Annotated in this window: 26 protein-coding genes and 3 pseudogenes; 4 read left to right on the top strand and 25 right to left on the bottom strand. The window is 44.6% G+C overall.

All coding sequences use genetic code 11. The features are described from left to right. Positions 1 to 14 precede the first annotated feature (14 nt). The 5 genes from menH to menB are packed head-to-tail and all read right to left on the bottom strand — an operon-like array spanning position 15 to position 6,212. Positions 15 to 854, bottom strand: coding sequence for a 2-succinyl-6-hydroxy-2,4-cyclohexadiene-1-carboxylate synthase (menH, locus tag FJU10_RS11470; RefSeq protein ID WP_140965979.1), 840 nt, complete (start codon positions 852 to 854; stop codon positions 15 to 17). Further along, entirely contained in the window at positions 851 to 2,563 is a 1,713-nt protein-coding gene (menD, locus tag FJU10_RS11465; RefSeq protein ID WP_140965978.1) for a 2-succinyl-5-enolpyruvyl-6-hydroxy-3-cyclohexene-1-carboxylic-acid synthase, read from the bottom strand. Before menD ends, menH begins: the two co-directional genes overlap by 4 nt. Next, positions 2,556 to 3,920, bottom strand: coding sequence for an isochorismate synthase (locus FJU10_RS11460; RefSeq protein WP_140965977.1), 1,365 nt, complete (start codon positions 3,918 to 3,920; stop codon positions 2,556 to 2,558). The genes menD and FJU10_RS11460 overlap by 8 nt, the downstream gene beginning before the upstream one ends. Next, entirely contained in the window at positions 3,898 to 5,397 is a 1,500-nt protein-coding gene (gene menE, locus FJU10_RS11455; protein WP_077451832.1) for an o-succinylbenzoate--CoA ligase, read from the bottom strand. The genes FJU10_RS11460 and menE overlap by 23 nt, the downstream gene beginning before the upstream one ends. Then, positions 5,397 to 6,212: a 1,4-dihydroxy-2-naphthoyl-CoA synthase gene (menB, locus tag FJU10_RS11450; RefSeq protein WP_077451834.1), complete on the bottom strand. Its 816-nt coding sequence runs from the start codon at positions 6,210 to 6,212 to the stop codon at positions 5,397 to 5,399. The genes menE and menB overlap by 1 nt, the downstream gene beginning before the upstream one ends. A gap of 188 nt (positions 6,213 to 6,400) precedes the next feature. Here menB and FJU10_RS11445 point away from each other — a divergent pair, with 188 nt between their 5' ends. Continuing rightward, on the top strand, positions 6,401 to 6,769 hold the full coding sequence (locus FJU10_RS11445; RefSeq protein WP_016612672.1) for a PaaI family thioesterase: 369 nt from the start codon (positions 6,401 to 6,403) through the stop codon (positions 6,767 to 6,769). Between the two features lie 202 nt (positions 6,770 to 6,971). Then, positions 6,972 to 8,170: pseudogene (locus tag FJU10_RS11440) on the top strand (AI-2E family transporter). A 45-nt stretch (positions 8,171 to 8,215) separates the two neighbouring features. Here the strand turns inward: FJU10_RS11440 and FJU10_RS11435 are convergent. From FJU10_RS11435 to FJU10_RS11410, 6 genes are all read right to left on the bottom strand, one after another. Further along, positions 8,216 to 9,160, bottom strand: a complete 945-nt coding sequence (locus FJU10_RS11435; RefSeq protein ID WP_096741572.1) for an ROK family protein — start codon at positions 9,158 to 9,160, stop codon at positions 8,216 to 8,218. Next, positions 9,157 to 9,795, bottom strand: coding sequence for a GyrI-like domain-containing protein (locus FJU10_RS11430; protein ID WP_081117521.1), 639 nt, complete (start codon positions 9,793 to 9,795; stop codon positions 9,157 to 9,159). The genes FJU10_RS11435 and FJU10_RS11430 overlap by 4 nt, the downstream gene beginning before the upstream one ends. A gap of 148 nt (positions 9,796 to 9,943) precedes the next feature. After that, positions 9,944 to 11,296 (bottom strand): PTS cellobiose transporter subunit IIC, encoded by a 1,353-nt coding sequence (gene celB / locus FJU10_RS11425; protein ID WP_086291886.1) that lies wholly within the window; start codon positions 11,294 to 11,296, stop codon positions 9,944 to 9,946. After that, positions 11,289 to 11,807: a hypothetical protein gene (locus FJU10_RS11420; RefSeq protein ID WP_086291885.1), complete on the bottom strand. Its 519-nt coding sequence runs from the start codon at positions 11,805 to 11,807 to the stop codon at positions 11,289 to 11,291. Before FJU10_RS11420 ends, celB begins: the two co-directional genes overlap by 8 nt. Beyond that, positions 11,797 to 12,153 carry a PTS lactose/cellobiose transporter subunit IIA gene (locus tag FJU10_RS11415; RefSeq protein WP_140965976.1) on the bottom strand — a complete coding sequence of 119 codons (357 nt, stop codon included), beginning with the start codon at positions 12,151 to 12,153 and terminating at the stop codon, positions 11,797 to 11,799. Before FJU10_RS11415 ends, FJU10_RS11420 begins: the two co-directional genes overlap by 11 nt. Positions 12,154 to 12,166: 13 nt before the next feature. After that, entirely contained in the window at positions 12,167 to 12,502 is a 336-nt protein-coding gene (locus FJU10_RS11410) for a PTS cellobiose transporter subunit IIB (RefSeq protein WP_140965975.1), read from the bottom strand. 254 nt (positions 12,503 to 12,756) lie between these two features. On the opposite strand from FJU10_RS11410, the gene FJU10_RS11405 reads away from it, so the two are divergent. Then, on the top strand, positions 12,757 to 13,077 hold the full coding sequence (locus FJU10_RS11405; protein WP_081117526.1) for a helix-turn-helix domain-containing protein: 321 nt from the start codon (positions 12,757 to 12,759) through the stop codon (positions 13,075 to 13,077). A gap of 124 nt (positions 13,078 to 13,201) precedes the next feature. Here the strand turns inward: FJU10_RS11405 and FJU10_RS11400 are convergent, their stop codons facing one another. The 14 genes and pseudogenes from FJU10_RS11400 to FJU10_RS19845 all read right to left on the bottom strand — a co-directional run. Further along, positions 13,202 to 13,882: an amino acid ABC transporter permease gene (locus tag FJU10_RS11400; RefSeq protein WP_081117527.1), complete on the bottom strand. Its 681-nt coding sequence runs from the start codon at positions 13,880 to 13,882 to the stop codon at positions 13,202 to 13,204. Beyond that, positions 13,882 to 14,732 (bottom strand): annotated as a pseudogene (locus tag FJU10_RS11395) (transporter substrate-binding domain-containing protein). The gene FJU10_RS11400 and the pseudogene FJU10_RS11395 overlap by 1 nt, the downstream one beginning before the upstream one ends. 12 nt (positions 14,733 to 14,744) lie before the next feature. Then, the gene (locus tag FJU10_RS11390; RefSeq protein WP_140965974.1) at positions 14,745 to 16,196 is read right to left on the bottom strand and encodes an amidase; all 1,452 of its coding nucleotides are present in this window, start codon (positions 16,194 to 16,196) and stop codon (positions 14,745 to 14,747) included. Between the two features lie 258 nt (positions 16,197 to 16,454). Next, entirely contained in the window at positions 16,455 to 17,297 is an 843-nt protein-coding gene (locus tag FJU10_RS11385; RefSeq protein ID WP_077451846.1) for a DUF368 domain-containing protein, read from the bottom strand. A gap of 117 nt (positions 17,298 to 17,414) precedes the next feature. Then, entirely contained in the window at positions 17,415 to 17,924 is a 510-nt protein-coding gene (locus FJU10_RS11380; protein ID WP_077451848.1) for a GNAT family N-acetyltransferase, read from the bottom strand. Positions 17,925 to 18,037: 113 nt separating this feature from the next. Further along, the gene (locus tag FJU10_RS11375; RefSeq protein WP_010749841.1) at positions 18,038 to 18,664 is read right to left on the bottom strand and encodes a glycosyltransferase family 32 protein; all 627 of its coding nucleotides are present in this window, start codon (positions 18,662 to 18,664) and stop codon (positions 18,038 to 18,040) included. A gap of 175 nt (positions 18,665 to 18,839) precedes the next feature. After that, positions 18,840 to 19,943: an alpha-hydroxy-acid oxidizing protein gene (locus FJU10_RS11370; protein ID WP_010749842.1), complete on the bottom strand. Its 1,104-nt coding sequence runs from the start codon at positions 19,941 to 19,943 to the stop codon at positions 18,840 to 18,842. 146 nt (positions 19,944 to 20,089) lie between these two features. After that, positions 20,090 to 20,509: an NUDIX hydrolase gene (locus tag FJU10_RS11365; protein ID WP_189372312.1), complete on the bottom strand. Its 420-nt coding sequence runs from the start codon at positions 20,507 to 20,509 to the stop codon at positions 20,090 to 20,092. Positions 20,510 to 20,613: 104 nt separating this feature from the next. Further along, a complete protein-coding gene (locus tag FJU10_RS11360) occupies positions 20,614 to 20,931 on the bottom strand; it encodes a DUF1292 domain-containing protein (RefSeq protein ID WP_005228559.1) in 318 nt (105 codons plus the stop codon). A gap of 22 nt (positions 20,932 to 20,953) precedes the next feature. Continuing rightward, positions 20,954 to 21,385 (bottom strand): Holliday junction resolvase RuvX, encoded by a 432-nt coding sequence (gene ruvX / locus FJU10_RS11355; protein ID WP_005234242.1) that lies wholly within the window; start codon positions 21,383 to 21,385, stop codon positions 20,954 to 20,956. Next, complete coding sequence (locus FJU10_RS11350; protein ID WP_005228556.1) at positions 21,385 to 21,651, bottom strand: IreB family regulatory phosphoprotein; 267 nt, start codon at positions 21,649 to 21,651, stop codon at positions 21,385 to 21,387. The genes ruvX and FJU10_RS11350 overlap by 1 nt, the downstream gene beginning before the upstream one ends. Positions 21,652 to 21,796: 145 nt before the next feature. Beyond that, positions 21,797 to 22,627 (bottom strand): TIGR03943 family putative permease subunit, encoded by an 831-nt coding sequence (locus FJU10_RS11345; RefSeq protein ID WP_086291879.1) that lies wholly within the window; start codon positions 22,625 to 22,627, stop codon positions 21,797 to 21,799. 3 nt (positions 22,628 to 22,630) lie between these two features. Continuing rightward, a complete protein-coding gene (locus tag FJU10_RS11340; protein ID WP_411268840.1) occupies positions 22,631 to 23,293 on the bottom strand; it encodes a permease in 663 nt (220 codons plus the stop codon). Positions 23,294 to 23,390: 97 nt separating this feature from the next. Next, a pseudogene (locus FJU10_RS19845) lies at positions 23,391 to 23,546 on the bottom strand (permease); the annotation flags it as partial. A 253-nt stretch (positions 23,547 to 23,799) separates the two neighbouring features. On the opposite strand from FJU10_RS19845, the gene FJU10_RS11330 reads away from it, so the two are divergent. After that, positions 23,800 to 24,162: a thioredoxin family protein gene (locus tag FJU10_RS11330; RefSeq protein WP_140965972.1), complete on the top strand. Its 363-nt coding sequence runs from the start codon at positions 23,800 to 23,802 to the stop codon at positions 24,160 to 24,162. Positions 24,163 to 24,218: the final 56 nt, after the last annotated feature.

Genomic DNA, 24,218 nt, shown 5'->3' with positions numbered 1-24,218 from the left:
GCGTTCTCTCCTTGTCAATCAGCTGACTGTGGCCCCGATCCTTTTACAAACCATTGATCGATTTCATGACGAACCTGTGTCGGCTGTTCTAAATGGATACAATGTCCAGCATTAGCAACGACTTTGATGGTCATCTCTGGTTGCAGCTGCTTCATTTGGTGGGCGATTTTACGAAACTTTAAATCTTTTTCCCCCGCTAAACAAAGAATTTCACAAGCTAGCTGCGGAAGTGCCGACCAACAGCTTGGCTGTTTGCCAGTACCACCGTAAACCAAGCTTACTGCCAAGCCAAATTTATTTTGCTGCAAGCGACCTTGCCGTACAGCAGCTTGCTGCACTAAGGGTAGCTCCTTTTGACTAGCAAACAACGGCAGTTCTTGCCAGTAATCGACAAAATCGACCAGAGGTTCCCTTAGTAAGCGCAACGCTAACCGACGATCGTGTCGCTGACGAGCGAGTCGTTCCGCTGGATCAGCTAACCCGGGGGAACCACTCTCAAGCAATAGATGGGTCACTGCAGCTGGTTCCATGACCGCCCAAAAAAGTGCGATTCGTGCCCCCATCGAGTAGCCATAAAGGCCATAACGTTCAATCCCTAGCTTCGCTAAAAGCTGTGCAAGATCCTCTACCAGTAAAGGAAGTTCATAACGCATGGGATGGACATAAATCGATGACCGTCCATGTCCAATCAAGTCGACTGCCAATACATTGTAAGAACCTTCCTCTACAAAAACCGGTCGAAAACTTTCCGAAGAACCCGTGAATCCATGCAATGCCACAAGGGTTGGTAAGGCTGGTCGGTACGGTTGCAACCACTGATAAAAATAACTGACGCCATTTATCGTGTCCCTCATTGCTGTGCTCCCGCCTCGCTAAACTGCTGTTGCAGTGCTTGCCATGTATTGACCGGATCTTTTTGCTCACCTTTCACTTCGATTATTTGAAAGCACGGCCGTTGGCTTGTTTCCGTTAAAATCGTTTGAAACTCTAGCAAAGAGGTCGGTGTGTGCCAATCTGCCTCATATAAGGCCGCCACTTTTTGAAAATCAAGGTCTAACGGCGTGCCAAAGAGTGGGACAAAGTCGTTTGGTTCTAAGGTGTTTTGTGACAAAAAGGAAAAGATCCCACCACCGTTATTATTCAGTAAAATGATCGTTACTGGCAATTGATACTGACGCAGTAGTTGTAGGCCGTTCATATCATGGTATAACGCTAAATCACCAATCAACAAGTAGGTAGGCCTTTGACTGGCGGAAGCAATCCCAGCTACGGTCGAGACAAGGCCGTCGATCCCATTGACGCCCCGATTTCCATACACTCGATAAGTGGAGGTAGTTTTGCTGCCGTAGCGATCAAAGAAACGGATCGCATTGCTGTTTGCCAAAAGGATCTGCGCATCTTCGGGCAAACATTGTTGGAGCATGCGCACAGCGCTGCTCTCATCCCATTGTTGCAACTGCGGACATGCAGCAATCACCTGATCTGCCCGTGCTTGAAGTGCTTGCCATTGTTGTTGCCACGCCATATTTTTGACGATCGGCAACTGGGTGATGGCCGCCACGAAAGTGCTGATCGCTGCTTCGATCAAATAGTTTGCCCGATGCAACTGGTCTTGCCACTGTCCCGATGGATCAACAAAGAGCCACGTCGTCGTATCCGCTGCTTTGTTCAACCATGATAGGACATTTTTAGTGACTGGTAAGCGACCAAAACGCACGACCACTTCTGGTTGGAAGGCAGAAGTCAATTGCGGGAAAACAAGATCGGCTTGACTGATAAATGTTCCTACTTTGGTACCGGCTGTCGCCAAATTGGTCAATGGATCGCCGACAATCGGCCAGCCTAATTTCTCTGAAAAAGCCAGCAACTGCTGCGCTTCTTCGATCGTAAGGCTTTCTCCAGCAATCAGGATACCTTTTTTACCAAAGTAAGGGGCTAGCTGGGTGATCATCTCTGCTGACAGCTCTTGTTGTGGTGCCAGATAGCTCACGTCTTGCTGTATACTGCATTGGCGACTAAAGTCAGGCAACAGCGGCTCCCGTAATGGAAAGTTGATTTGGACAGGGCCTCTCGGCTGCTTTTGCGCTTCGATCGTGCAAGTTGCAGCTTGCCAAAAACTATAACGCAACAAAGCTGGATCGTTTTCTGGCACCGTCATCTCTACCATCTTTTTGACATGAGAGGCATACAAATTCTGTTGATCCATTGCTTGTGGCGCCCCAACGCCCCGCAGTTCTGGCGGGCGATCAGCCGTTAAGACGATCAATGGCAAGTTGGTGGCCTCTGCTTCACATATTGCTGGATAATAATTGGCTGCTGCAGTTCCAGAAGTACACAGTAAGATTGTTGGCTGGAGATCAACTTTGGACATCCCTAAAGCAAAAAAAGCAGCCGAACGTTCATCGACAGCCACCGTACAGGTGATCTCAGGATCACGATGCAATAGTAGCGCCAATGGCGTTGATCGTGAACCGGGACTAATAACCGCTCGCTTCGCACCCGCTGCTTTTAGTCCCTGGATTGCCGCTAATAAATAGTCTGTCATGACTGTCTGATTATTCATCTCCTAAGATCCCTCTCCTCATCGGTTGAAATTTTAACCGTGTTTCTTGACGTTCGGATTCCGCATCTGAATCGGCAACGATCCCACAGCCTGCATACAGCGTTGCTTGATTGCCGCTAAAGAATCCTGAGCGAATCGCCACAGCAAACTCGCCAACATCTTCTTGAATACCCAACCAACCGATCGGTCCACCGTACATCCCTCTGCTGGCTGGTTCATGGGTACGAATCCATGAGACGGCTGCTTCTTTCGGTTCTCCCCCCAATGCTGGGGTCGGGTGTAGTTTTTGCACGGCGCTCAGAAAATTGACTCCTGCTTTTCTTTGCCCTGCTAAAGGAACAAACAAATGCTGAATGTCACGATTCTTGATGACGGAGCGGGCTTCTGATTGAAAACCGTCAGCTAACAAAGTAGCCAATGCCGTTTCTAAGCGATCGACAACTACTTGATGTTCATGGGTATTTTTTGCGTCCGCTAAGAGGGCTTGTGCCAGTGCCTCATCTTCTTCTTTTGTTTGGCCTCTTGGTGCGGAACCTGCGATACTTACCGTTTCAAATTGATCGACAGTCGCTTTTAGCAAGCGTTCTGGCGTCGCACCAGCAAAAACATGGCCCCCATGTTCGATGGCAAAAAGATAGGTATTCGGCTGCTGTTGCGCCAACCGTTGCAACACCCCAGCACTAATGATCGACTGCTTCGTTTCTATCTTCATTCTCCTGGCCAGAACCACTTTTTTCAACGGTGTTTCATTCGAGCGAATGGCTGCCACTGTCTCTTCGACCGTTTGCAGCCATTGGGGCACCTCTAGTTCCTCTTGTGCCTGAAAAGCAGGCGTTTCTGCTACAAGACTCTTGTCCGGGTTGGCATTCAACCAGCTTGCGACTTTTTCCTGTAAGGCAGCGACTTTTTGTTGTCGTTGTTCCTCGGAAGAAGCGGCTACTGTATAAACGACGCCACACTGATCGCCAGTTTTGCGGACCAGTATTTCTGGCAACGCAAAGAGACCGGCACCTAGCTCAGCCCAATCCTGACTGACTTCTGCCTGTTCATCAAAAGCAAAGCCCCCAACCAGCTGCGCCTGAAAAGGTGCCTCTGGTTGATAATGGGCTTGCTTTAAGAGAGAGCGGACTTCTGAAAAGTCTGCAAGTTTGGGTTGCGAAAAAGTGACTAACCAACCCAACCCTACCATACTAGTCGTTTCATCAGGAGTACGCCAGAAATAGCGTTCCCCTTGATATTCTTGTGCCGCTGCATAAAGAGCCAGTAAGTCACACCTTTCTAAAGGCTGATACTCACTCAAATAGGTTTTCCCGGCAGCGATCGCTGCTTCATAATTACTTGTTGATTTGCTGTTCAATGTAGTTCACTCTTTCTTCACTCAGCAATAGCCGTTTTAAAAGTTTGCCGCTTGCTGTGCGCGGCATTTCTCGCACGTGATAAAAACGGCGCGGAAATTTATAATGGGCGATCTGCCCTTCTAATGTATCCAACAACGCTTGAAGTCGGACGGACTCATTTAACGTTAAATAAGCCGCGACAGATTGTCCCCACTCCTCGTCTGGTTCCCCCACCACAGCTGCCTCTTTGACCGCTGGATGCTGCAACAAGGCTTGCTCCACTTCTGCGGGATAGATATTTTCTCCACCAGATATGATCAGTTCGCTTGCACGACTGACTACATACAAAAAGCCCTCTTGATCAAGATAACCTAGATCTCCTGTGGCAAACCAGCCCTCTTGGTCCCACTGCTGTGGACTGCGATCGTTCAAGTAACGAGTCGTGATCGCAGGTCCTTGCAGTTGGATCTCTCCGATCGGCTGGGTACTTGCAGCAGTCTGATGATCTGCCATTTTCGCATCAGCCGCAATTCGTAAATGGACACTTTGCAGGGGAACCCCTGAGGAGCCGATTTTTTCTGAAGCTTTTTCTGGTGGCAATGCCACCACTTGTGAACAAGTTTCTGTCATCCCATAGGATTGGATCACAGAAAGCTGTTTTTGCTGGCATTTTTCCAATATACTTTTGGCAATGGGCCCGCCGCCTAGCAGTACATAACGCAACGAATCAAAGCCATGTTGGGGCACCAATGGCAGCAAGTCCATCAACATTTTTGCCACCAAAGAAACGATCGTCCCTTTTCCTGCTTCAAGATCTTTTGCCATTTCTACAGCATCAAAGCGCTCATACAAACGAACACTCATTCCAAGTCGCAGTGAACGCAAGAGAATTGATAATCCACTGATATGGTACAGCGGAACTGCACAAAGCCAACAATCCTCACTAGTGATCGTTAAGTTCTTTTGAGTCGCTTCGGCACTTGCTAGATGATTCCCAAAGGTTTGCGGCACACCCTTTGGATTGCCAGTCGTACCGGATGTATACATAATCGAAGCTACCTGTTCTGCTTGATAGATTGCTTTATTAGGAACAAACGAAGGATCAAAAGAACTGGCAAGAGCCTTCGCCTGCTCCATCGCTTGTCCAAAGGTCATGCTGCGAACACCTGGGACTGCAGCTTGATCTGCCGTGATCAGCCAGTCGCAGTGGGCATCTTGCAATTGGAAGGTGATTTCAGCGGCTGTCAATCGCGTATTCAACAGCTGGACTTCGATCCCCAACTCCCACAACGCAAGGATCGTAAAAACCATTTCAGGGGAGTTATTGCTAAAAAGGGCTACCCGGTTTGGCTGATCAACGAACTGGGCTTGATAATAAGCAGCGTAAGCATAAACCTCTTTTTGCAAGGCAGCAAACGACCAGCTTTTTTCATGCCAATAAAAAGCTGGTCGTTCTGGATGAAGTTGTGCTTGCCTTTGCAGCCAACTCCCAGTCATTATGGGAATTTAGGGAATTGGTCGAAGTTTGGTTGACGTTTTTCTTTAAACGCGTCACGACCTTCTTTGGCTTCATCCATCGTGTAATACAATAAGGTCGCATCGCCGGCTAATTGCTGAATACCAGCTAATCCGTCCGTATCGGCGTTCATAGATGCTTTGATCATGCGTAGCGCCAACGGGCTCTTTTGCAGCATCGTTTCTGCCCATTCCATCGTTTCATCTTCTACTTGATCAAGAGGAACGACTGTATTGATCCAGTTCATCGCCAATGCTTCTTCAGCAGTATATTGTTTTGTCATGAACCAAACTTCCTTGGCTTTTTTATGTCCGATCGTCCGTGCAAGATAGCCCGAACCATAGCCACCATCAAAACTGCCGACATTTGGTCCTGTTTGACCAAATTTAGCATTGTCAGCGGCGATCGTTAAATCACAAACCAATTGTAAAACATTTCCGCCGCCGATCGACCAGCCTTTGACCATGGCGATCACCGGTTTTGGCAACGTGCGGATCAAGCGTTGCAGATCCAATACGTTTAAGCGAGGAACCTGATCTTCCCCAACATAGCCACCGTGACCACGGACTTTTTGGTCTCCGCCTGAACAAAAGGCTTTGTCGCCGGCGCCTGTCAAAATAATCACGCCGATGCCTGGTTCATCGCGACTGATTGAAAACGCATCAATCATTTCAAACACCGTTTTTGGTGTAAACGCATTGTGGACTTCTGGGCGGTTGATCGTGATTTTCGCCACTTTTCCATGTTGTTCAAATAAAATTTCATCGTACTCTTTTAAGGTTTTCCATTCTCTCATTACTTGTTCCTCCTCAATTCACATAGCTCTATTATACACATATCTAGTCGCTTTTCGTTAGAAATTGCTTTGTTTAAGGGAATTTCTTAAGACTTCTCCACCTGTTGCTGTCTTTCTTAGAACTTCGGCTATTTCTACCAAAACTCGTGCTATAATCATGGTAACTTTCTTAGAAAAAGGAGCAAAAAATGAACTTACTAGAAGCTTTAGAAATCGAAGTAGAAGCAGCAACAGCCGATTTTGTTCGTTTACGAATGCCCATCAAAGAACAGCACAAACAGCCTTTTGGTCTCGTTCACGGTGGCATTAACGGCGTTTTGATCGAGACTGCCTGCAGCATCGGTGCCAATCAAGCTTTGGCTCAAGAAGAAGCCTTCGCCGCCGGCATTGACCTACAAGTCAACCATCTAGCCGCCGCCCAAGAAGGAACCCTGATCGTAGAAGCTAGTCCTGATCGCATCGGCGCCCGTATCCAAACTTGGCAAGCCACTATTTGGTTAGCTAGCGGGTTAAAAACTGCCGTTGGTCGCTGTACCTTGACAACAGTGCGCAAATAATTCTTTTCGCTCCTGTGTTGTAAACACGGGAGCATTTTTGGCCTGCTTTATAAGAAGAGTTTCACCAGACAACTCCTTATGGAAGAGCTTCTTTCAGTAAAGAGGATTCTAAAAGCGCGACAGTGTTTTTTCGAAAGATACGTTGTTTTTTTACAGAATAGAGGTCTTTCGTTATAATGTAGCTAAGAAAGCGAGGCTTATTATGAAAAATAACCGATTGATCCACTTTTTAGGCGGCAAAACAAGCTATTATGTCTTAGGACTGATTATCTTGTCGGCAGTTGCTGTCTTTTTGCTAAATCAGATTTCTTTTTTATTTACACCCTTTTCAGCCATACTTACAGCTATTATCCCACCCTTTTTATTTGGGCTGATCCTTTACTATCTGTTTAACCCGGTGGTCGATAAATTGGAATCGAAAAAATTCCCCGCAGTGTTTCGATTGCTGGGATCTATCTTTTGATTCTTTTGTTGATCGTCTTTGCTGGTTTCCAGCTTTACCCGATTTTGGAGCAGCAAACCACCGATCTGATCAACAGTTTACCGAGTTTGGTCAGTGACTTTGAGAAAAACGCGACCGCCTTTTTAGAAAATACCCCGTTTCAAGATGAGATGGCACAAATTACAGACACATTGCAAAATATCACCAACAACATCATGAGTTTTATTGGGGACTATTGGGAAACTGGTGCTGCTGGGCTCAGCAGTTTGTTTTCAACGATTTCGACCTTGTTCATTGCTTTATTCACTGGACCGATCATTGCCTTTTTCTTATTGCGCAACCCCAACAAGTTTTATTTTTCGGTCCTCTCATTAGTGCCACCGCGTTTTCGCAAAGACTTTAATGAAATCGTCAAGATCTCTGACATACAAGTCGGTGCCTTTTTGAAAGGACAAATCATTTCTTCCTTGATTTTAGGGGCGATCTATTGGGTCGTTTTCCTATTGATTGGCTTAGAGTATGCCAGTATTCTGGCGATCGCCGCTGGTCTGCTTTGCATCATCCCCTATATTGGTCCTTTTATCGTCTTTTTCCCAGGACTTTTCATTGCCGCACAAGACTCCACCGGGATGTTGGTTAAATTTTTGATTGCTTGGTTTGCTGTACAGTTGCTTCATGGGGATTTAGTCGTGCCCCGTGTGATGGGTGACCGATTAAAAATTCATCCTATTACGATTCTGGTTGTTTTATTAGTGATGGGTGATTTGATGGGGATCGTTGGGGTGATTTTCGGGATCCCAATTTATTGTCTGCTAAAAGTTCTTGTCGTTTACGTGTTCCGCAAATTCAAGCAGCGCTATAACCGCTATTACGGTCAAGAGGGCAAATACTTCCACAGTGCCTTCACTAGCAAAGATTACCTAGGTGACGAAGACAAAGACACCAAGAAAAAAGCCTAAAAAACTGTCGCGAATCGTTGGTTCGCGGCAGTTTTTTTGTCTATTTTATTTCAGCTCATGTTCCAAAAAGAAATGATAGAGCGCCCCTAATAAATTGGCGTCATTTTGAAATTTGCAGGCTTGGATTTCCGGCTTCGTCAAGGTCTGCTGCAAAATCGGTAAACTAGCCAGCAGTTGCTGATACTGACGGTCGATTTCTTCCACCACGATGGCTTGGGCACTGATGCCACCACCAATCACGAAGCGCTCTAAGTCAATCACGGCTTGAACATTGAGTATGACACACGCGATTTCTCGGCAATACGCTGTAAACAGCGCCCAGACCTGTGGCTCTTTTTGATTGATCGCGTCAAAAACTGCTTCACCATCCGCAAGATCAGCTAAGCCTAGCAGTTGGGCGCTACGGCGAATCATGGCGACCGCTGAACCGCTAAAACCTGCCAATTGCTGCAGGGTCAATCCCTGATTAGCTGGTTGCTCAGCGTTTTCTGGAGCATCGCTTCTCTTAGTGGCATTTAGTAGAAAACTTAACTCCCCGGCTTGAAAATGTGCACCTTGGATCAGTTTTCCCTCAACGATTACGCCACCGCCCAAACCAGTACCTAATGTTATGGCAGCCCCATTTTTAATCCCTTTAAGGTTTCCTAGCCACCATTCAGCTAATGCGGCTGCCTTGCCATCGTTGGTCACAGCAAGCGGCACTTGATACTTTGCCAGCAGCTGTTTTAAGGAGACCCCATCTAAAAAAGGCAATGCCCCGCCAAACGAGATCGTCCCTGTCTCTGGGTTGACTTTTCCTGGGGTACTAACCGCAATGCCCCGAATGCTTCCATGGACGTCCTCAACGATCGTTTCAATCCCCGTCAAAAATTCCGCAAGATTTTTTGGCGTATCCATCCGTCCTCGTGTCAGAATATTCCCCGAGCGATCAATGACAGCCGATTTGATTTTCGTGCCACCGATGTCGATGCTTAAATAGTTTTTATTCACTGAATCCCACCCTCTGCTTCTACTGCCCATCGCAGGACGGTTTTGGCTTTATCTGGTGAAACTTTTCGCGGATCAGACAAATAGATTTCTCGATGCTGGAACGTGTCCATCGTTGGACGGATCACTAACTGTTCTTGTTTTAACAGCTCCTTCATTTGCGCAAAGGTTTCCGCTTCAGTGTCAAAAGAGCCTGTATGCATCGCTTGCAGACACAATCCTTCTTCATAGCGCTCAAAGATGAGCTTTTCTAGATTTGGATTGTCTTTCTTCTCTTTGACTGCCAAGAGCTGTTCTTGAAACAGTGTTTCCGTAACGGGCTCTGGTTGGCGAATCATGATTTTGTAGATCAATTCTTCTTTGTTGACGGCACCGTCTGGCTTTGTCAGCGAGGTCCATACGCCTTCCAAAGGAAAGACCGTGTATTCAAAGGGTTCATTGCCAAAAGCCCCTTTTTTCAATCCCATCCTGAGTGAATAAGAAATCGTATATAAAGCGGCGATCTCTTCGCTAAATTCAGGACGATTCGGATTGCCGCTGCCGCTCAAACTAATAAATTGATACGTTGGCACCTCGATCACTGTTGGTTTTTTGGGAAGATAAAGCTCTTTTTCTAGTTTGCGCCATTCATACTTCATAAAAGACCCTCCTCGATTTGCTTTTCTTTATTTTACCATGAAAAAGAAGGGACATCGCAAAAACAGTTATCCCCTCAACTGCAAAGGGACAACTGTTTTTTTCTTATAGGGATAATGTAGATACTTGATTTTTTCCCAACTGCTCGTTTTATGCAGCTTCTTGTTCTTCTTTCAGCAATTTTGTGTCATAAAACTTCGCAAATGGAAAATAGATCAAGAAAGAAACAACTGCACAGACAATGGCAACGACACCTGCACGCCAGTCTCCACCGGTGCCAATAAAGCCACCAAGTCCAACGGGTGTTGGGAAAGGAATATTGGCGATCATGGGACGAATCAATTCCATCCTTGTGGCAAAATACGCGATCGTGGCGGATGCCATCGGTGCTAACAAGAAAGGAATTGCTAAATAAGGATTATAGATGATTGGCACCCCGAAAATAATCGGTTCATTGATATTGAAAATCGACGGGACGATGGCAGCTCTTCCTAATACTTTCATCTGTTTCGATTTAGCAATGTAGATCATAAATAAGGTAAAACCAAGGGTTGCTCCCGAACCACCTAACGTCACGTACCCGTTGGTAAATTGGCCTGCTAACGGGAAACTCGCTCCTTCAACATTGGCAGCTAAATTAGCTAACATGATCGGGGTGATCAGTGGACTAATGATATTGAATCCATGAATCCCTACCAACCACAAGGCATGCGCGAGGAAGTAAATCACCATGATTCCCAACCAACTATCCGTAAGGTGGGTAACAAACCCAAACGGAATTGCCACTAGTTGAAAAATATCCGTCCCCAAAACAACTAAAATCCCATTGATGGTCAGAACCACGACTGCCACTACAAAGGCTGGTATCAGTGCCGTAAAACTACGAGCCACACCTTCAGGCACTTCTTCGGGCATTTTGATGACCCAGTTGTTTTTTACACAGAGACGATACAACTGAACAGCAACGACTGCCATCACGATACCGGTGAAAATACCAACAGTTCCTAGACGTGCGACTCCATCGGCACCAATCAACCAGCCATTGATCAGCCCTTCTTCCACATCATTAATCCTTGTCATTTTTCCGCCGTCAAAAACAAGCTGAGGAATCGACATTAATGTAGCAAAAACACCTAACAATGCCCCATTGATCGGCGTCAGGTCGAGATTCTCCTCGACTTGAATGATCTTGGAATACTCATAGCCCAGAACGATACAAAAATATAATGCCAATAACCCCATGGTTGTACTATTTGCTAACATATACAAATCACTGAAATTCAAAAAAGTCGCTTCAAAAAAGTCAGCTAAAAACGGAAACGTGATTGGTAAAATGTTGAATACTAAAAACATTGAGCCTACGATCGTAAAAGGAATCGATGCCATCCCTGCCGCCATGATGCTACGAACGATTTTATATTGAGAAATCTTTCCCATCGGACCCATTACTGCTTTTTCCAAAAGTTGAAATAGTTTATTGTTCGATTCTGTCAATTCAATCACCCTTTCTTTCTATCTCTTCAAATTCGCGTATCCATTGCCAATGTTTATCTTTATTGCGAAAAATTTTCTTCAATTTTCTGACACCACTCCAAGCAAAGACGCCACTTATCCAGAGAACTATGCGAACATACTCCGTACTTTGCGAGGTAAAATAGGGGAAAATAACTTCTGTCACTCCAAAAAATGTCAATAAAAAAAGAATGATCATTGTCCCCGTTTGAAGGCGTAAATACCAAGTTGTAAAAAAGAGTTGCTTGGGGTCGATGGTTGCGTGGTGTCCATATAAGCGAATAAATTCACTGACCGGTCCCATTGAAAACAGCAACAGGCTCAGTGGAACCACACGCAGCCATTGCCCTGCCAAAGAAGCAGCCAACAACCAATATAGGTTAAAAAAGAAAAAGAATGCAACTAAGTACCGCAAAAGTAACAGACGTTGAAAATAGAGATTTTTCTTCGTCAGTTTTTGCGATGCATCTCTTTGCGCGACTTTTGCTTGCTTACTCGCCATCTGCACTCCAGCATTGGATCGCTTCTTCAAGGCGATTCATCTTTTGATAAATCCCTAGCATTTCTAGTGCAACTTCTCTGAGGGTCATGGTTGTCATCAAATGATCTTGTGCATGGATCAACAAGATATCACAGGTAAATGAAGTCCCTGAAGCATATTCTTGCAGCATTTTTGACTGGATGCGGTGGGCTTTGACTAATGAATCATTGGCTGTGTCCAACAACTCTTGCGCTTCTTGACAACTGCTGATTCGCATCTGTTCAAAGGCTTGATGAATCATCGTGCGGGCATCACCGCTTGCTAAAATAAGTTCAAAGGATATTTCTTGAATTTTTTCACTATCCATAGCCTACCTCCATTTATTTCGCACTTTTTTCTAATGCAATGCTTTCTTTGACTAGCTGTGCTAATTTCTCGATCCCGATCGGTATCGGAATATATGCTTGCGGGGGAATATTCACGATTGGTTTGCCGTATTTTTCGGCGCTTTTCTTTAAATTGGCAAAATGCATTTTCGTTTGCGGACTGACTAGATATAAATCGTACTTGTCCTTAGCGATCGTAGCGATCCCCTCTGAAGCAGAGATGGCATCGATCCTCACTGACCACCCTTCTGTTGTTAAAAAGCTTGTTCCTTTTTTAGCGATCAACGATGAAGACATGCCCGCTGCACAAATTATCAATACTTTTTTCATTTCGCTTCCTCCTTCTATGAAACGCTTCCATTTTGGTGTATCTGTTTCTTTCTTCTACCCTCCTTCGTGCTAAAAAAATCCTTGAGAACGATTCACTACCTGCTGATTCTTACAAGTAGTAATCCTTCCACATATAAATAGTATTACATAACGAGTACTTTGTAAATGTAATAAAACTCTATTAGTGATATAAAACATTAATTTCTTTCTGCTTCTATCGTGTCATAGTAGAATAATTTTGTGGAGGGGATTTCATGTTTAAAGATCGTTTAAGACAGTTGCGGAAAACGCGATCTGGTTTAACACAAGCAAAAATGGCAAAATATTTAGGAATCGCCAAAACAACCTATGCTTCATATGAGCAAGGCAATCGGATGCCCGATATTGAGATCCAAAAAGAACTTGCTGATTACTTCAATGTCAGTCTCGATTATTTACATGGACGTCCGAATGATTTGGAAGCCCTCTCTATGAAACAGATTCGTGTGGCTTCAAGAATCAACGAAGACTTTACTGAATATCAACTATCTGAAATCATTACCTTTATTGAATTTGTAAAAAATCGCCCAGAGTAAACGGTACTATTCTGACTTTTTTCTCTGGCTAACTTGTGGTGCTGCTTCGTTACCTAAAGAAAAAACTGCTGTCAATGTCTCGCAAGGAAACATTGACAGCAGCTGAAGAGCCTCGGCTCTTTTTTTATTGTCTTACGGTCTCATTAGCGGCAAAGCGTTTTGAAAAATGTTGTTCTAATCGCTTTTGCCCGGCTTCAATCAAAATGCACAACAGCCAATAGATGATGGCAACTAGCACATACATGGACATGTAATCAAAGGTTCGTCCACCAACGATCTTGGCTTTTTGAAAAATATCAGGAATCGTGATCATTGCTGCCAAGGACGTCCCTTTCAACAAATCCATTGCCACATTACTCAATGCCGGTACAGAAATACGAAAGGCTTGCGGCAAAATAATCAGACGCATCGTTTTCGTAAAGGATAACCCTAACGCATAGGCAGCATCAAATTGCCCACGATCCACACCAGCAATTGATCCTCGGTAGATTTCCCCGATAAATGCGCTGCTGGTCAATGTAAAACAGATGATCGCAGCACTAAGCGCCGACAATTGATAAGGCAAGCCAAAATACAGTAGGAACAACAAGACCAGCGCTGGGACGCCTCTTAGAAATGAGAGGTAGCCCCGCACGAACCCTCTAATGATGGGGTTTTCCAACATCCCTAAGAAGGTGAGCATGATCCCTAAGAGGTTGCCACCTAGAAACGAAACGACAGCAATGCCGACCGTATAGGACAAGCCCGACAGCAAATAGGGCAATGAGTCCCACATCAACGGCAAATCAAGGGTTGGAATATACATTAGTCTGTTTCAACCGTTTGAACCGCTTGATCAGATTTTACTGAAATATCGGTTTGAAAATACGTTTCCGCAAGTTCTTTTAAACGGCCGTCTTCTTTCATTTCTGCTAAAACAGCATCCACTTTTTCCTGCAATGCTTTATGATCTTTCACAAATAAGAAGCCCGTTTCATTCGGATTAAAGTAAACATCTTCTAAAATTTTCACAGGGATATCTGGCAAAGCAGCGACTGCCATTTTTGTAAATAGTAATCATTCAAGATCACATCCGTTCGACCATTCGCAACATCTGTCAAATACTGATCATTCGTTGCGTTGTCGTAAGTCACTAATTCTGCCCCATAAGATTCGGCTAAGCGCATGTAGCTGGTATTCGGTTCACCAGCAGCTTTTTTGCCATCCAAATCTTCTAAAGAAGCAATCCCAGAGTCATCACTTTTACGCACGATCATACTATCGAACGAGTATTTGATAGGCGTTGAGAGACTGAATTTTTCCGCTCGTTCATCCGTCAAACCAAAATCGTTGGCAGCAAAATCGGCTTCTCCACGTGTTAAAGAAGAAACTTGTCCATCGACATTGTACTCTTTAAATGTGATCTCTACGCCTAATCGTTTGGCGACTTCTTTTGCCACATCGACATCATAGCCCACTAATTCATTTTCATCGTTATAGTAAGACGATGGATACAAGGTTCCCGAAGTAGCAACAACCAATGTTTTGGCTTCTTCCACCTTGCTTAAACTGGTGTCTTCTTCCGTTGGCTTGCTGCAGGCACTTAACAAGACTCCCGCAAATAAACCTAAAAAGCCAACCATTGCAACGATTTTCCCTTTTCTAACTTGTTTCATAATATCCTCCTCTTAGTTTCCTTGTTTTGGCAACAGAAATCGTTGCTGTGTTTCAAATAAATAGCCGACTTGGAAAAGTAGATCTTCTCTGCCTTTAGACGCCATAAATTGGATCCCTAGCGGCAACCCTTCCTCACTAAGAGCAGTTGGCAAGCTGATGGCTGGCTGCCCGGTTAAATTGGCTAATTGAGTGTACGGTGTCAGAGCATAGCTCTTGGCAAACATTTCTTCGATCAACTCACCCGCAGCACTTTTTCCAAGCGTCTCGATCTCATGCAGTCTTTGGCGAATGCTATCGCTTTGTAAGTCTTCCTCAATCAAAGGGGCTGGAAAAGCCGTCGTCGGTGTTAAAAAGAGATCATAGGTCGAAAAGACTTCTTCCATTTTTTCTGCCAGCTGATCCCACCACTGCAAGGCAAGGACGTAATCGGCGGCAGGCAGTTTTTTGCCATATTGGTAAAGTGCCCAGGTCATCAATTCCATCTCTTCCCGTCTGACCGGTTCTTGACGAGCAGCATTGATTTCAGCAAACATCGCAGCTGTTTCGCCGCCATTCATGGCGTAATAGGTGGTCATCATTTGCTGACCATCCACTGGATAGCCCACTTCAACGACTTCGTGCCCCTGCTTTTCTAAAAATGCGGCTGCACTTCGGACTGCTTGGATGGCAGTTTCAGACACTTGGCCACCGGTCGGCGATGCGGTAGTAAAAGCAACCTTCAACCGCGGTTTTTGACTCGCTTGCTGATGATGCCATTCTACTTGCGGTGCCTGATAAGGGGCAGTCGGCTGTGACGTTCGCAACGCATAAAACAACTGTTCCGTATCACGCATAGAAAGCGTCAACGCAAAGTTGATGGAAGCGCCTTGCCAGCTGCGCCACTCACTAGGACCCACTGGCATCGTGCCACGGGTTGGCTTCAAACCAATCAATCCGCTAAAGGATGCTGGAATGCGGATCGATCCGCCGCCATCACTGGCACCCGCAATCGGAAACATCCCCGAAGCCACTGCCGCTGCCGCACCACCACTGGAACCACCAGCTGAATAGGCAGGATTCCACGGATTACGTGTAGGCCCATACAATGTTGGATCAGTGATATTTTTGAATCCAAATTCTGGTGCATTGGTTTGCCCTAACGGCACAAAGCCCACCTCTTCTAAACGAGAAACAAAGTGAGCCGTGCGGCTGGCTCGTGCTTTTGCAAACAGTTTGGCTCCTGACGTTGCTGGCCACCCTGCTTTGGTTTGGCCGAGTATTTTTAATGGCATGGGTTGTCCACCAAAAACCGTTTTTTGAAGATGCTGCTCGTAATGCTGGATCGCTGCTTGCGGATCAAATGTTACAAGCGCATTCAAAAGCGGATTTTGTTGATTGACTTTTTCTTCGATCATCAGCACCCGCTCGGCAAAGCTAATTTGTCCTTGCCGCAATTGTTCCGCCCAATAGGTCGCATCTCGCATGCTTGTCCCTCCTTTTTCTCAAAACCTCAAACAATTATCTAAACTGTAACACATGAAAAATTCTTCTTTATATAGACTACAATATACCAAACACTAGGAAATCTTTCAACAAAAATAGAACAGTTTCCAAACCTGTATCATATCGTTCTCAAATGTTCCCATCTTTTTACTACCAGCTGTCGACCAGCGCTTCTTCTTAGCTGCCCTCATCATTGCCTAACAAAAACGGCACATCGCCAAACGATGTGCCGTTTTGATTTACTTGTATTTTTCTTCCAGCTTGCTCATCCAAAGACCTAACCAAGCCCCCAAGACAAACAAGATAATTCCGATGACGGCCGTTATCCAAGTAAAGCCGCTATAGTTTGCCACAGGAGGAATCACGATCAAACCCGTTGAGGCAATAACGATCCCTAAAATGAAGTGATAGACTTTTGAATGATAATGGGTCAATAGCCACTCCATCAATTTCGAAAACAACAGCATCACTGCCAAACCGCCAATGGCGATCGGTAGAAAGACACCCATGATGTCAAAGCTCTTAAAGCCTTTCAACATCGGATCATAAAGGCCCAGAACGAGCAAAAGGTTTGAAGGACTCAAGCCGGGAACCAAAACACCTAACGCGATCAGACCGCCGGCGATCACAAAACCTATGAAATTGGCAGGGATCGTTCCTAAGATATCGCCCATAAAATAGAGGAACAAGAAGCCGATGACCATACTGCCGAAGAACCAAATCAAATCACCGGTTGTTCGTTTGCTTTTTAAAGTCGATTCTTTGGCAAGTGCCGGTAATGTCCCAATAATTGCCCCCGCAAAGCCCCACAAAACGATGATTTGATAATTTTGCAGCAGCCACTCTAATGGCTTCGATAAAAGACCGATCCCTACGATTCCCCCAATCCCTACTGGTAGGAAAAAGAGGAAATTCTCTTTAAAATTCTTCGTCAGATGTGCCATAAAGCGCAGCATCCGCTCATAAATGCCTAAGATGGCTGCCAATACGCCTCCTGAAACACCAGGCAAGATAAAGCCCAAGGCAATCACCACGCCTTTAAAAAAACGTGACAAAATACTTTCGTTTCTCTGTTTTTCCATTTACAATTGCTCTCCTTAGCGATGGTTTTCACCAATCGTTCTTTTTTCATCAATCCCTTTAACTATACTTGATTGCAAAAAAATGAAGTAATTTCTAATTCCTCATAAAAGCAGATTTCAAAGTTCTTTCAGCATCAAGAAATCCGTCTGCTCATCATCCCCCATAAAAAAGGAATGACTACCAACTCTTTCAAAGCCCATCGTTTGATAAAAAGCCAACGCATTGTCGTTAAATTCCCAAACGCCTAACCAGATCGACTTTTTCTGCAGCTCTTTGGCGGTCTCTTGAGCAAACAGCAGCAGTGTTTTGCCATAGCCTCTGCGCTTATGTTCTTTTTTGATATAGATTCGTTCAATTTCCAACCCCTCTGGGGCGATCGCTTCCGTCTGCGCCTCCCCCCAGTTAAGTTTGATATACCCTACGGTTTGATCATTTTCTTGCAAAAAATAAAACGCCGATTGCGGATTTTCTAACTCTCGGGTCAGTTTCGGCAGATTGTAGGCTTCTTCTAGATAGATGCGGGTATTTTCCTCCGTATTGAAAGGAGCAAATGTATCGTAATAGGTGGATACGCTGATTTCTCCCAATTCTTCTAAATCTGCCAAAGTACATCGTTTGATAGCCATCAAAACGCCTCCTCATTTTTTCAAGCTATTCTATCACATCTCCATCATCCCTTGCAAAAGCAAAAAGGACCGACAGCTTTTTCCGCTGTCCATCCTTTTCGAGACTTACTCTTTTATAACCAAGAACCAGAAAACTGATGGATCACCATCGTACTCGGATCTTCCTCGACCTCACCAGTGATATAGCTTTTTGGTGAAAACGTCATTTGCGGGAAGATTTCTACGCCCTTAACGGTTTGTCGTTGATTATTCAATTCTAATCCGTGGTTTTGCAGCAGTTCCGTCACTCGGATCACATTGGTGACGACATCTTCCGTTTTTTCTGCCCGGACAAATTTTCGGTCATCGTAATCGTGGTACCATTCTTCCATAAAGGGATGATGCGGCACCGCCCCAATGATCCCAGTAGAAATCTTGGTTTCGATCTCAAAGCCCATAAATGCCTCCAGTGTCAAGAGCTCATCTAAAGGTTTGACCACCTCGATATCGGTATCCATATAAATACCGCCTTCTGTCACTAACGCATACAAACGAACCACATCTGACACAAATGCCCATTCTTCTTGGTCATAGGCCTCTTTTAGATAAGGACCGAATTTTGAAAGGTCGATCGTTGATTCATCCCAACGTTTGATCTCATAATCCGGACAATATTTTTTCCAGGTATCCATGTATTTCTTTTCTTGTTCACCTAATGGATTGCCGCCAAACCAGCAATAATGAATAATTTTTGGAATCATCAATCTCTCTCCTTTAGTTTATTGGTCTCTTTTAAGTGTAGCGGATTTTGCAATTGTTTCAAAATCATATACACTTTTTACGGCGAAAAGAACTGTTTCCTCTGCTCTTCAGGATCAGAAAGGATCATTGAAAAAGCACCTGAGTCAACGACTCGAGTGCTTTTTGAGGGATTGCTTATAAATAACGATTGTCCCGTAAAACGGCTTTTTTGATATCTGCCACCGTTTGCGTCCCCGCAAGCTGCATGACCATCTCCAATTCTTTTTTGAAGAAATCAAAGACTTGTTGAACACCGGTAGCACCACCTAGAGCCAACCCATAGATCACTGGGCGGCCGATCGCCACTAGATCTGCTCCGCAAGCGATCGCTTTAAAGACATGCTGTCCACGCCGTACACCGCTATCAAAGACGATCGGCGCCCGACCTGCCACTGCTTCAGCCACGATCTGTAAGGAATCAAAGGAAGCTGGACCACCATCCAATTGGCGTCCCCCGTGATTTGAGACCCAAATCCCTTGTGCACCTGCCCCTAAAGCTCGTTCCACATCTTCTTCTGATTGCACCCCTTTGACATAAACTGGCAAGTCAGATTCTTTGGCGATAAAAGCGACATCCTGGGGACTTAATTTTTGTTTTGAGGAGCCGTAAACGGCATCCATCGTTTGTCCGATCCCTGATTGATAGGCCTGAACGATCGGCATTGCCAACGGAAAGGTGAAGCCATTGCGGCGATCCGTTTCTCGATTGCCCCCAACAGTTGCATCTGCGGTCAAAACGATCGCTTTGGCGCCATTGCGTTTTGCCATCGCCAAGATGTCTTTATTGATGCCATCGTCTTTACTCATATAAAATTGGAACCACTGCGGCGCTTCTTGGCCACCAGCTGCTCGGATTTCTTCCAACGTACAAGAGGCATACGAACTCGCCGTATAGATCGTGCCAAAACGTGAAACACCTTTGGCTGACGCTTGTTCTGCCGCAACATTTGCTAAGCCGTGGGCGGCAACAGGCGCCATAATGATTGGCGCTGACAACGTATCGCCGCCAAAGGACAACGTTGTGTCCGGTAATTCAATGTCCTTTAAGACATGAGGAATGATCAATTTGTGATTGAAGGCGCGTTCATTTTCTTGATAGGTAAAAATATCCCCCGCACCACTGCTGATATAGCCATACCCACCTTTAGGAATCACTTCCTCTGCCGCGATCTCCAAATCGCGCATATTGATAAAATCGATTGCTCCTTCTGCGGTACTTGCTTGATAAATTTTTTCCATGCCTTTCCCTACTCTCCAATAAGATAACGTTTACATTTTCATCCTACCCCTGATTGCAGGATCACGCAACTCATTCGCTCACTCTGTCAAATAGGCTTCTTTTACTTTCCCACTCAAGACAGCCCTCCATTGAGCTGGCTGAATTATTATTTTGCTCGTTTAACATATTCTGCCAATAACAACGGCTGAATCGTTGGATATGTCCAGCTGGTAGGCGGCTCTGCCATTACATAGATTGCTTCGATCTCTGAGGTCAATTCATCCTGTAAGGCTGTGATCTGGGCTTCGAACACCAAGCCGTAATCAGTCTCCCCGTTTTTTTCTACACCATAGATAAATAACGGTTCTAGAGTAAAGTGCTTGGCGCCTGTTTCTTCTTTTAATTCACGGGCGGCACACGCTGTGATGCTTTCTCCTAGTTCTCGCTTACCTCCGGGTATTTCTAATGTGTCTCGTTCTTTGTGTTTGACATAGACGAGCTTTTCTTGATACTTGCTGATGATCACCGCAAAAACTAGCTGCTCTTCTGCGATCTTTTCAAGCTCGAATATCGTTACGTTACTCATTTTTCTCATTCCTTTCAAAAAAGCAGACATGCTTCTAAAATAAACAGTCGTTAAATCAAAAAAAGTGCTGATCCCTTATGGAAAGGGTCAGCACTTGCAGCTTATTACTCTTCTTCTTCCGCCATGAATGTGTTGAAGACTTCTTCAATCATATCCCATTCTGCTTCTGTTTCGATCTGTTCTAATTCACCTTCAGAACCGTCTTCGTTTTCAATATAAGCGTACGCTTGTAATTCAACGTCTTCTTCTTCTGGTACGCCTGCTGGATAAAGCAAGACGTAGTTGCGGCCGAATTCTTCCGTACCGTCAACCGTTAATAGAATTTCGTATAAGGTTTCATTTCCTTGATCATCGATTAAAGTAATGTGTTCATGTCCTTCATGATCGTGATCGTGGTTATGATCGTGTGTATGTTCTGACATTTATTTTCCTCTTTTCTGTAAATTAAAACAGCTGTTTCCCAGCACCATCTAAATAATTCTGCAAAATCATTACTGCTGCTAATTTATCAATCACTTTTTTTCGTTTGGCACGCGATGTATTCGCCTGTTCTACCAGCATTCGTTCTGCTTGAACGGTCGTCAGACGTTCGTCTTGGTAAACGACCGGCAAACCGAATTGCTGTTCGATCGCTGCGCCGTAAGCCATAGAAGCTTCCGCTCTAGGTCCGATCGTATTATTCATATTTTTAGGTAGTCCTACCACAAAACGTGAGACTTCATATTCTTTCACCAATTCAGCAAGTCGATCATAACCGAAATTGCCTTCATCTTCATTGATGCGAATGATCTCAATCCCTTGTGCTGTCCAGCCCATTGGGTCACTGACCGCCACGCCGACTGTCCGCGAACCAACATCCAATCCCATGATTCTCATTATAGGTTGATCCCGTGATTGCCTAAATAATAACGGATCAGAACTTCCATGATCTCATCCCGTTCGTGACGACGAATCAAATTCCGGGCATCCCGATAACGAGGAATGTAAGCCGGGTCGCCAGAAAGGAGATAACCGACGATTTGATTGATCGGATTGTATCCTTTTTCCTCTAATGCTCGGTAGACGATAGCTAATGTTTCGCTGACTTCTTTTTTACGGCTATCATCAAAATCAAAGCGAACTGTTTCATCTGTAAAACCCATTTCACGACACCTCTCTTTTGTATAGATTTTAGCATATGTTCCTACTATATTGTACTAAACGTTTGATAAAACTACAAACATATGCTTAGATTTTCTCCATTATAACAAAGGTTTATGATGTTTTTATGAACTTTCTTAAAAAAAGCTAGAAAGCGCGATAGACATACTGATTTTCTGGTGCTTCAATCGTCTTCTCTTGGTCTGCTACCACCATCGGCAAGTCCCGTTTGAAGGGTTGATAGTACTTCGATTGGATCGTCCCTTCCACGTGGAGCCACTGGTTATTTTCTGCCGTTGTTTGTTGAGGTAATTCCACTCGCAAGCCAAAAACGCCTGAATCAGCCACACAATGGATAATGCCAAAACGAAACAAAAAGATTTCATTGGCATCATCTTGATCTGCATGGTACACAAATCCATCATAGGTGATTTTCTTACCAATGAATTCACTCGGGTACGTATAGATCAACTCCATGACTTCCAAGTAATTTTCTTCCGTTACCGCAATCGTCTCATCTTTGGCGTAACGTGCCAATGCGGCATCCATCTGAGTGTCATAATCTTCTTTGTTAAAATAAAGACTTGTATCGGGTTTCAGATATTGGGTCGTCATTTCTGGATCCCCTACAGATTCTTCACTTAGGGGGAAATTAAACCCTTTTGCTTCAACGATCGTCGTATCCAAGCTAACGGTGGGGAAAAAGAAACCCACGATGATCGGTAAGGCTAATAGAAAATACGCAATCACTCGTTGGTGTTTTTTCTCTAATCCATGCTGGTGCTCGTCGTCATGATGATGCTCGGGCTCTTGTTTGACCCAAAAGTACAGCTGGACCAAAGCCAACAATAAAGAAATGATCATAGATAAAATAGCGAGATAGCGATAATGAATGTTGATAAACTGATTGAGTTTACCCGTCACTTGCAAATACATCATCAATTCAAAATAGCCTGATAAGATCAAAAAACGAACCATTCTTTACACCACCCATGCATAAATTGAAACGACGATTGCGACTAAACCAACTAAAGAAGCGATAAAACGCCCCGAAAAGTACCGCTTCATCATCAACAAGTTTTTAATATCTACCATTGGACCAAAAACCAGGAAACCGACGACTGGTCCAGTGCCGAATAAACTCAACAACGAAGAGCCGATAAAGGCATCTGCTTCGGAACATAGGGATAACGTTAATGCTAACAGCAGCATGACAAAGACCGCTAGCAGCTTCGTGGAACCTAATGTCAGCATCAAGCCAGTTGGCAGATAGGTCTGCATCGCTGAGGCGATCAACGCACCAATGATCAAATAACGCCCAGTATCGAAAAACTCATCCAAACTATGCTGCAGCAAATGACGAATCTGCCGAAGGAGCGGATGACTGGTCTTTTCTGTTTGATGATGGGCGTGATCATGCCCATGATGGTGTGAATGAACTGACTGCTCATTCCCGCCACTTAATTGATTGGCAAGCCGTGTTTTTAAGACCTCTTGTTTGTTAAAATACGCCAGCCAGATCCCCACGACCATTGCGACCAATAAGCTGCCCAGTACACGCAAAAAGGCGAACTTCGCGGAATTTCCAAAGGCAATGAATGTAGAAAAAATCACGATAGGATTGATGATCGGCGCAGTCAGCATAAAGGCAAACGCCGTGTACACTGGCACGTCTTTTTTTTACGAACTGATTGACGATCGGTACGATCCCGCATTCGCAGGAAGGAAAAAAGACCCCCAGACCACAACCAACTGTGATCGATGCCAATTTGTTTTTTGGTAAGAGTCTCGTGACTCTTTCTGGCGTCAAGAAGACTTGTAAAGCACCTGATATCAAGCAGCCCAATAGGACAAAGGGCAAGGCTTCAATGACGATAGATAAAAAAATAACACTCATTTGCAGGACAGAATTCGGTAATGCCTGAAACATAACTTTAACCTTCTTTATCAATAAATTCGAAACGCTGGAATTACTATACGTTTTTTCCTTTTTTTATACAACGTTTTTTTTAAAGCAGTCTGTTTTTTTAATCGTTGCTTTAGATTTTCCTTATCTTTAAATCCTTCTTGTTCACCTAAATGATCAGCAACTAGCAGATATTTTGACTTTTCCTCAAGAACAGCGTACATTTTCCATGGAGGAATGACTTATGCAAAAAAATCAACCGATCCAAGAGAGGCTCGCCCAACATCCGTTGGCACTACTCTATCTCTCTCAACCAAATTGCAGTATTTGTGTTGCGGACAAACCACGCATCCAAACACTGGCACAAACCCAACAACTCCCACTATTTACCATCAACACGCTGGCAGAGCCAGAAGCAGTCAGTTTATTTTCGGTCTTGACGGTTCCCGTCGTCCTCTTGTTCGCAAATGGGAAAGAAGTGCATCGCGAAGCCCGCATCATCGATTTCACACGTTTGACTCAACAAATCTTGCGGTATCAAGAAGCACTCACAAGCGTTGAAGAGCAAGATTCCTACGAATCACTTTTTGACCAGTTAGACGAGTAAGTTCAGTGAATGAAAGCAAAAAACAGCTGTCAGATCCTTGTATATACTACGATCTG

Source organism: Enterococcus sp. OL5, from assembly GCF_006491895.1.
Classification (GTDB): Bacteria; Bacillota; Bacilli; order Lactobacillales; family Enterococcaceae; genus Enterococcus_D; species Enterococcus_D innesii.
Note: the sequence above shows the minus strand (reverse complement) of the source record. Positions and strands in the feature narration are given on the sequence as shown.

What these genes read in the sequence shown, in the direction of transcription:
- menH (WP_140965979.1), bottom strand. Translation starts at nt 854, where the DNA reads ATGAGGGACACGATAAATGGCGTCAGTTATTTTTATCAGTGGTTGCAA.
- menD (WP_140965978.1), bottom strand. Translation starts at nt 2,563, where the DNA reads ATGAATAATCAGACAGTCATGACAGACTATTTATTAGCGGCAATCCAG.
- menE (WP_077451832.1), bottom strand. Translation starts at nt 5,397, where the DNA reads ATGACTGGGAGTTGGCTGCAAAGGCAAGCACAACTTCATCCAGAACGA.
- menB (WP_077451834.1), bottom strand. Translation starts at nt 6,212, where the DNA reads ATGAGAGAATGGAAAACCTTAAAAGAGTACGATGAAATTTTATTTGAA.
- FJU10_RS11445 (WP_016612672.1), top strand. Translation starts at nt 6,401, where the DNA reads ATGAACTTACTAGAAGCTTTAGAAATCGAAGTAGAAGCAGCAACAGCC.
- FJU10_RS11430 (WP_081117521.1), bottom strand. Translation starts at nt 9,795, where the DNA reads ATGAAGTATGAATGGCGCAAACTAGAAAAAGAGCTTTATCTTCCCAAA.
- FJU10_RS11420 (WP_086291885.1), bottom strand. Translation starts at nt 11,807, where the DNA reads ATGGCGAGTAAGCAAGCAAAAGTCGCGCAAAGAGATGCATCGCAAAAA.
- FJU10_RS11415 (WP_140965976.1), bottom strand. Translation starts at nt 12,153, where the DNA reads ATGGATAGTGAAAAAATTCAAGAAATATCCTTTGAACTTATTTTAGCA.
- FJU10_RS11410 (WP_140965975.1), bottom strand. Translation starts at nt 12,502, where the DNA reads ATGAAAAAAGTATTGATAATTTGTGCAGCGGGCATGTCTTCATCGTTG.
- FJU10_RS11405 (WP_081117526.1), top strand. Translation starts at nt 12,757, where the DNA reads ATGTTTAAAGATCGTTTAAGACAGTTGCGGAAAACGCGATCTGGTTTA.
- FJU10_RS11400 (WP_081117527.1), bottom strand. Translation starts at nt 13,882, where the DNA reads ATGTATATTCCAACCCTTGATTTGCCGTTGATGTGGGACTCATTGCCC.
- FJU10_RS11390 (WP_140965974.1), bottom strand. Translation starts at nt 16,196, where the DNA reads ATGCGAGATGCGACCTATTGGGCGGAACAATTGCGGCAAGGACAAATT.
- FJU10_RS11385 (WP_077451846.1), bottom strand. Translation starts at nt 17,297, where the DNA reads ATGGAAAAACAGAGAAACGAAAGTATTTTGTCACGTTTTTTTAAAGGC.
- FJU10_RS11380 (WP_077451848.1), bottom strand. Translation starts at nt 17,924, where the DNA reads ATGGCTATCAAACGATGTACTTTGGCAGATTTAGAAGAATTGGGAGAA.
- FJU10_RS11375 (WP_010749841.1), bottom strand. Translation starts at nt 18,664, where the DNA reads ATGATTCCAAAAATTATTCATTATTGCTGGTTTGGCGGCAATCCATTA.
- FJU10_RS11370 (WP_010749842.1), bottom strand. Translation starts at nt 19,943, where the DNA reads ATGGAAAAAATTTATCAAGCAAGTACCGCAGAAGGAGCAATCGATTTT.
- FJU10_RS11365 (WP_189372312.1), bottom strand. Translation starts at nt 20,509, where the DNA reads ATGAGTAACGTAACGATATTCGAGCTTGAAAAGATCGCAGAAGAGCAG.
- FJU10_RS11360 (WP_005228559.1), bottom strand. Translation starts at nt 20,931, where the DNA reads ATGTCAGAACATACACACGATCATAACCACGATCACGATCATGAAGGA.
- ruvX (WP_005234242.1), bottom strand. Translation starts at nt 21,385, where the DNA reads ATGAGAATCATGGGATTGGATGTTGGTTCGCGGACAGTCGGCGTGGCG.
- FJU10_RS11350 (WP_005228556.1), bottom strand. Translation starts at nt 21,651, where the DNA reads ATGGGTTTTACAGATGAAACAGTTCGCTTTGATTTTGATGATAGCCGT.
- FJU10_RS11345 (WP_086291879.1), bottom strand. Translation starts at nt 22,627, where the DNA reads ATGGTTCGTTTTTTGATCTTATCAGGCTATTTTGAATTGATGATGTAT.
- FJU10_RS11340 (WP_411268840.1), bottom strand. Translation starts at nt 23,293, where the DNA reads ATGCTGACTGCGCCGATCATCAATCCTATCGTGATTTTTTCTACATTC.
- FJU10_RS11330 (WP_140965972.1), top strand. Translation starts at nt 23,800, where the DNA reads ATGCAAAAAAATCAACCGATCCAAGAGAGGCTCGCCCAACATCCGTTG.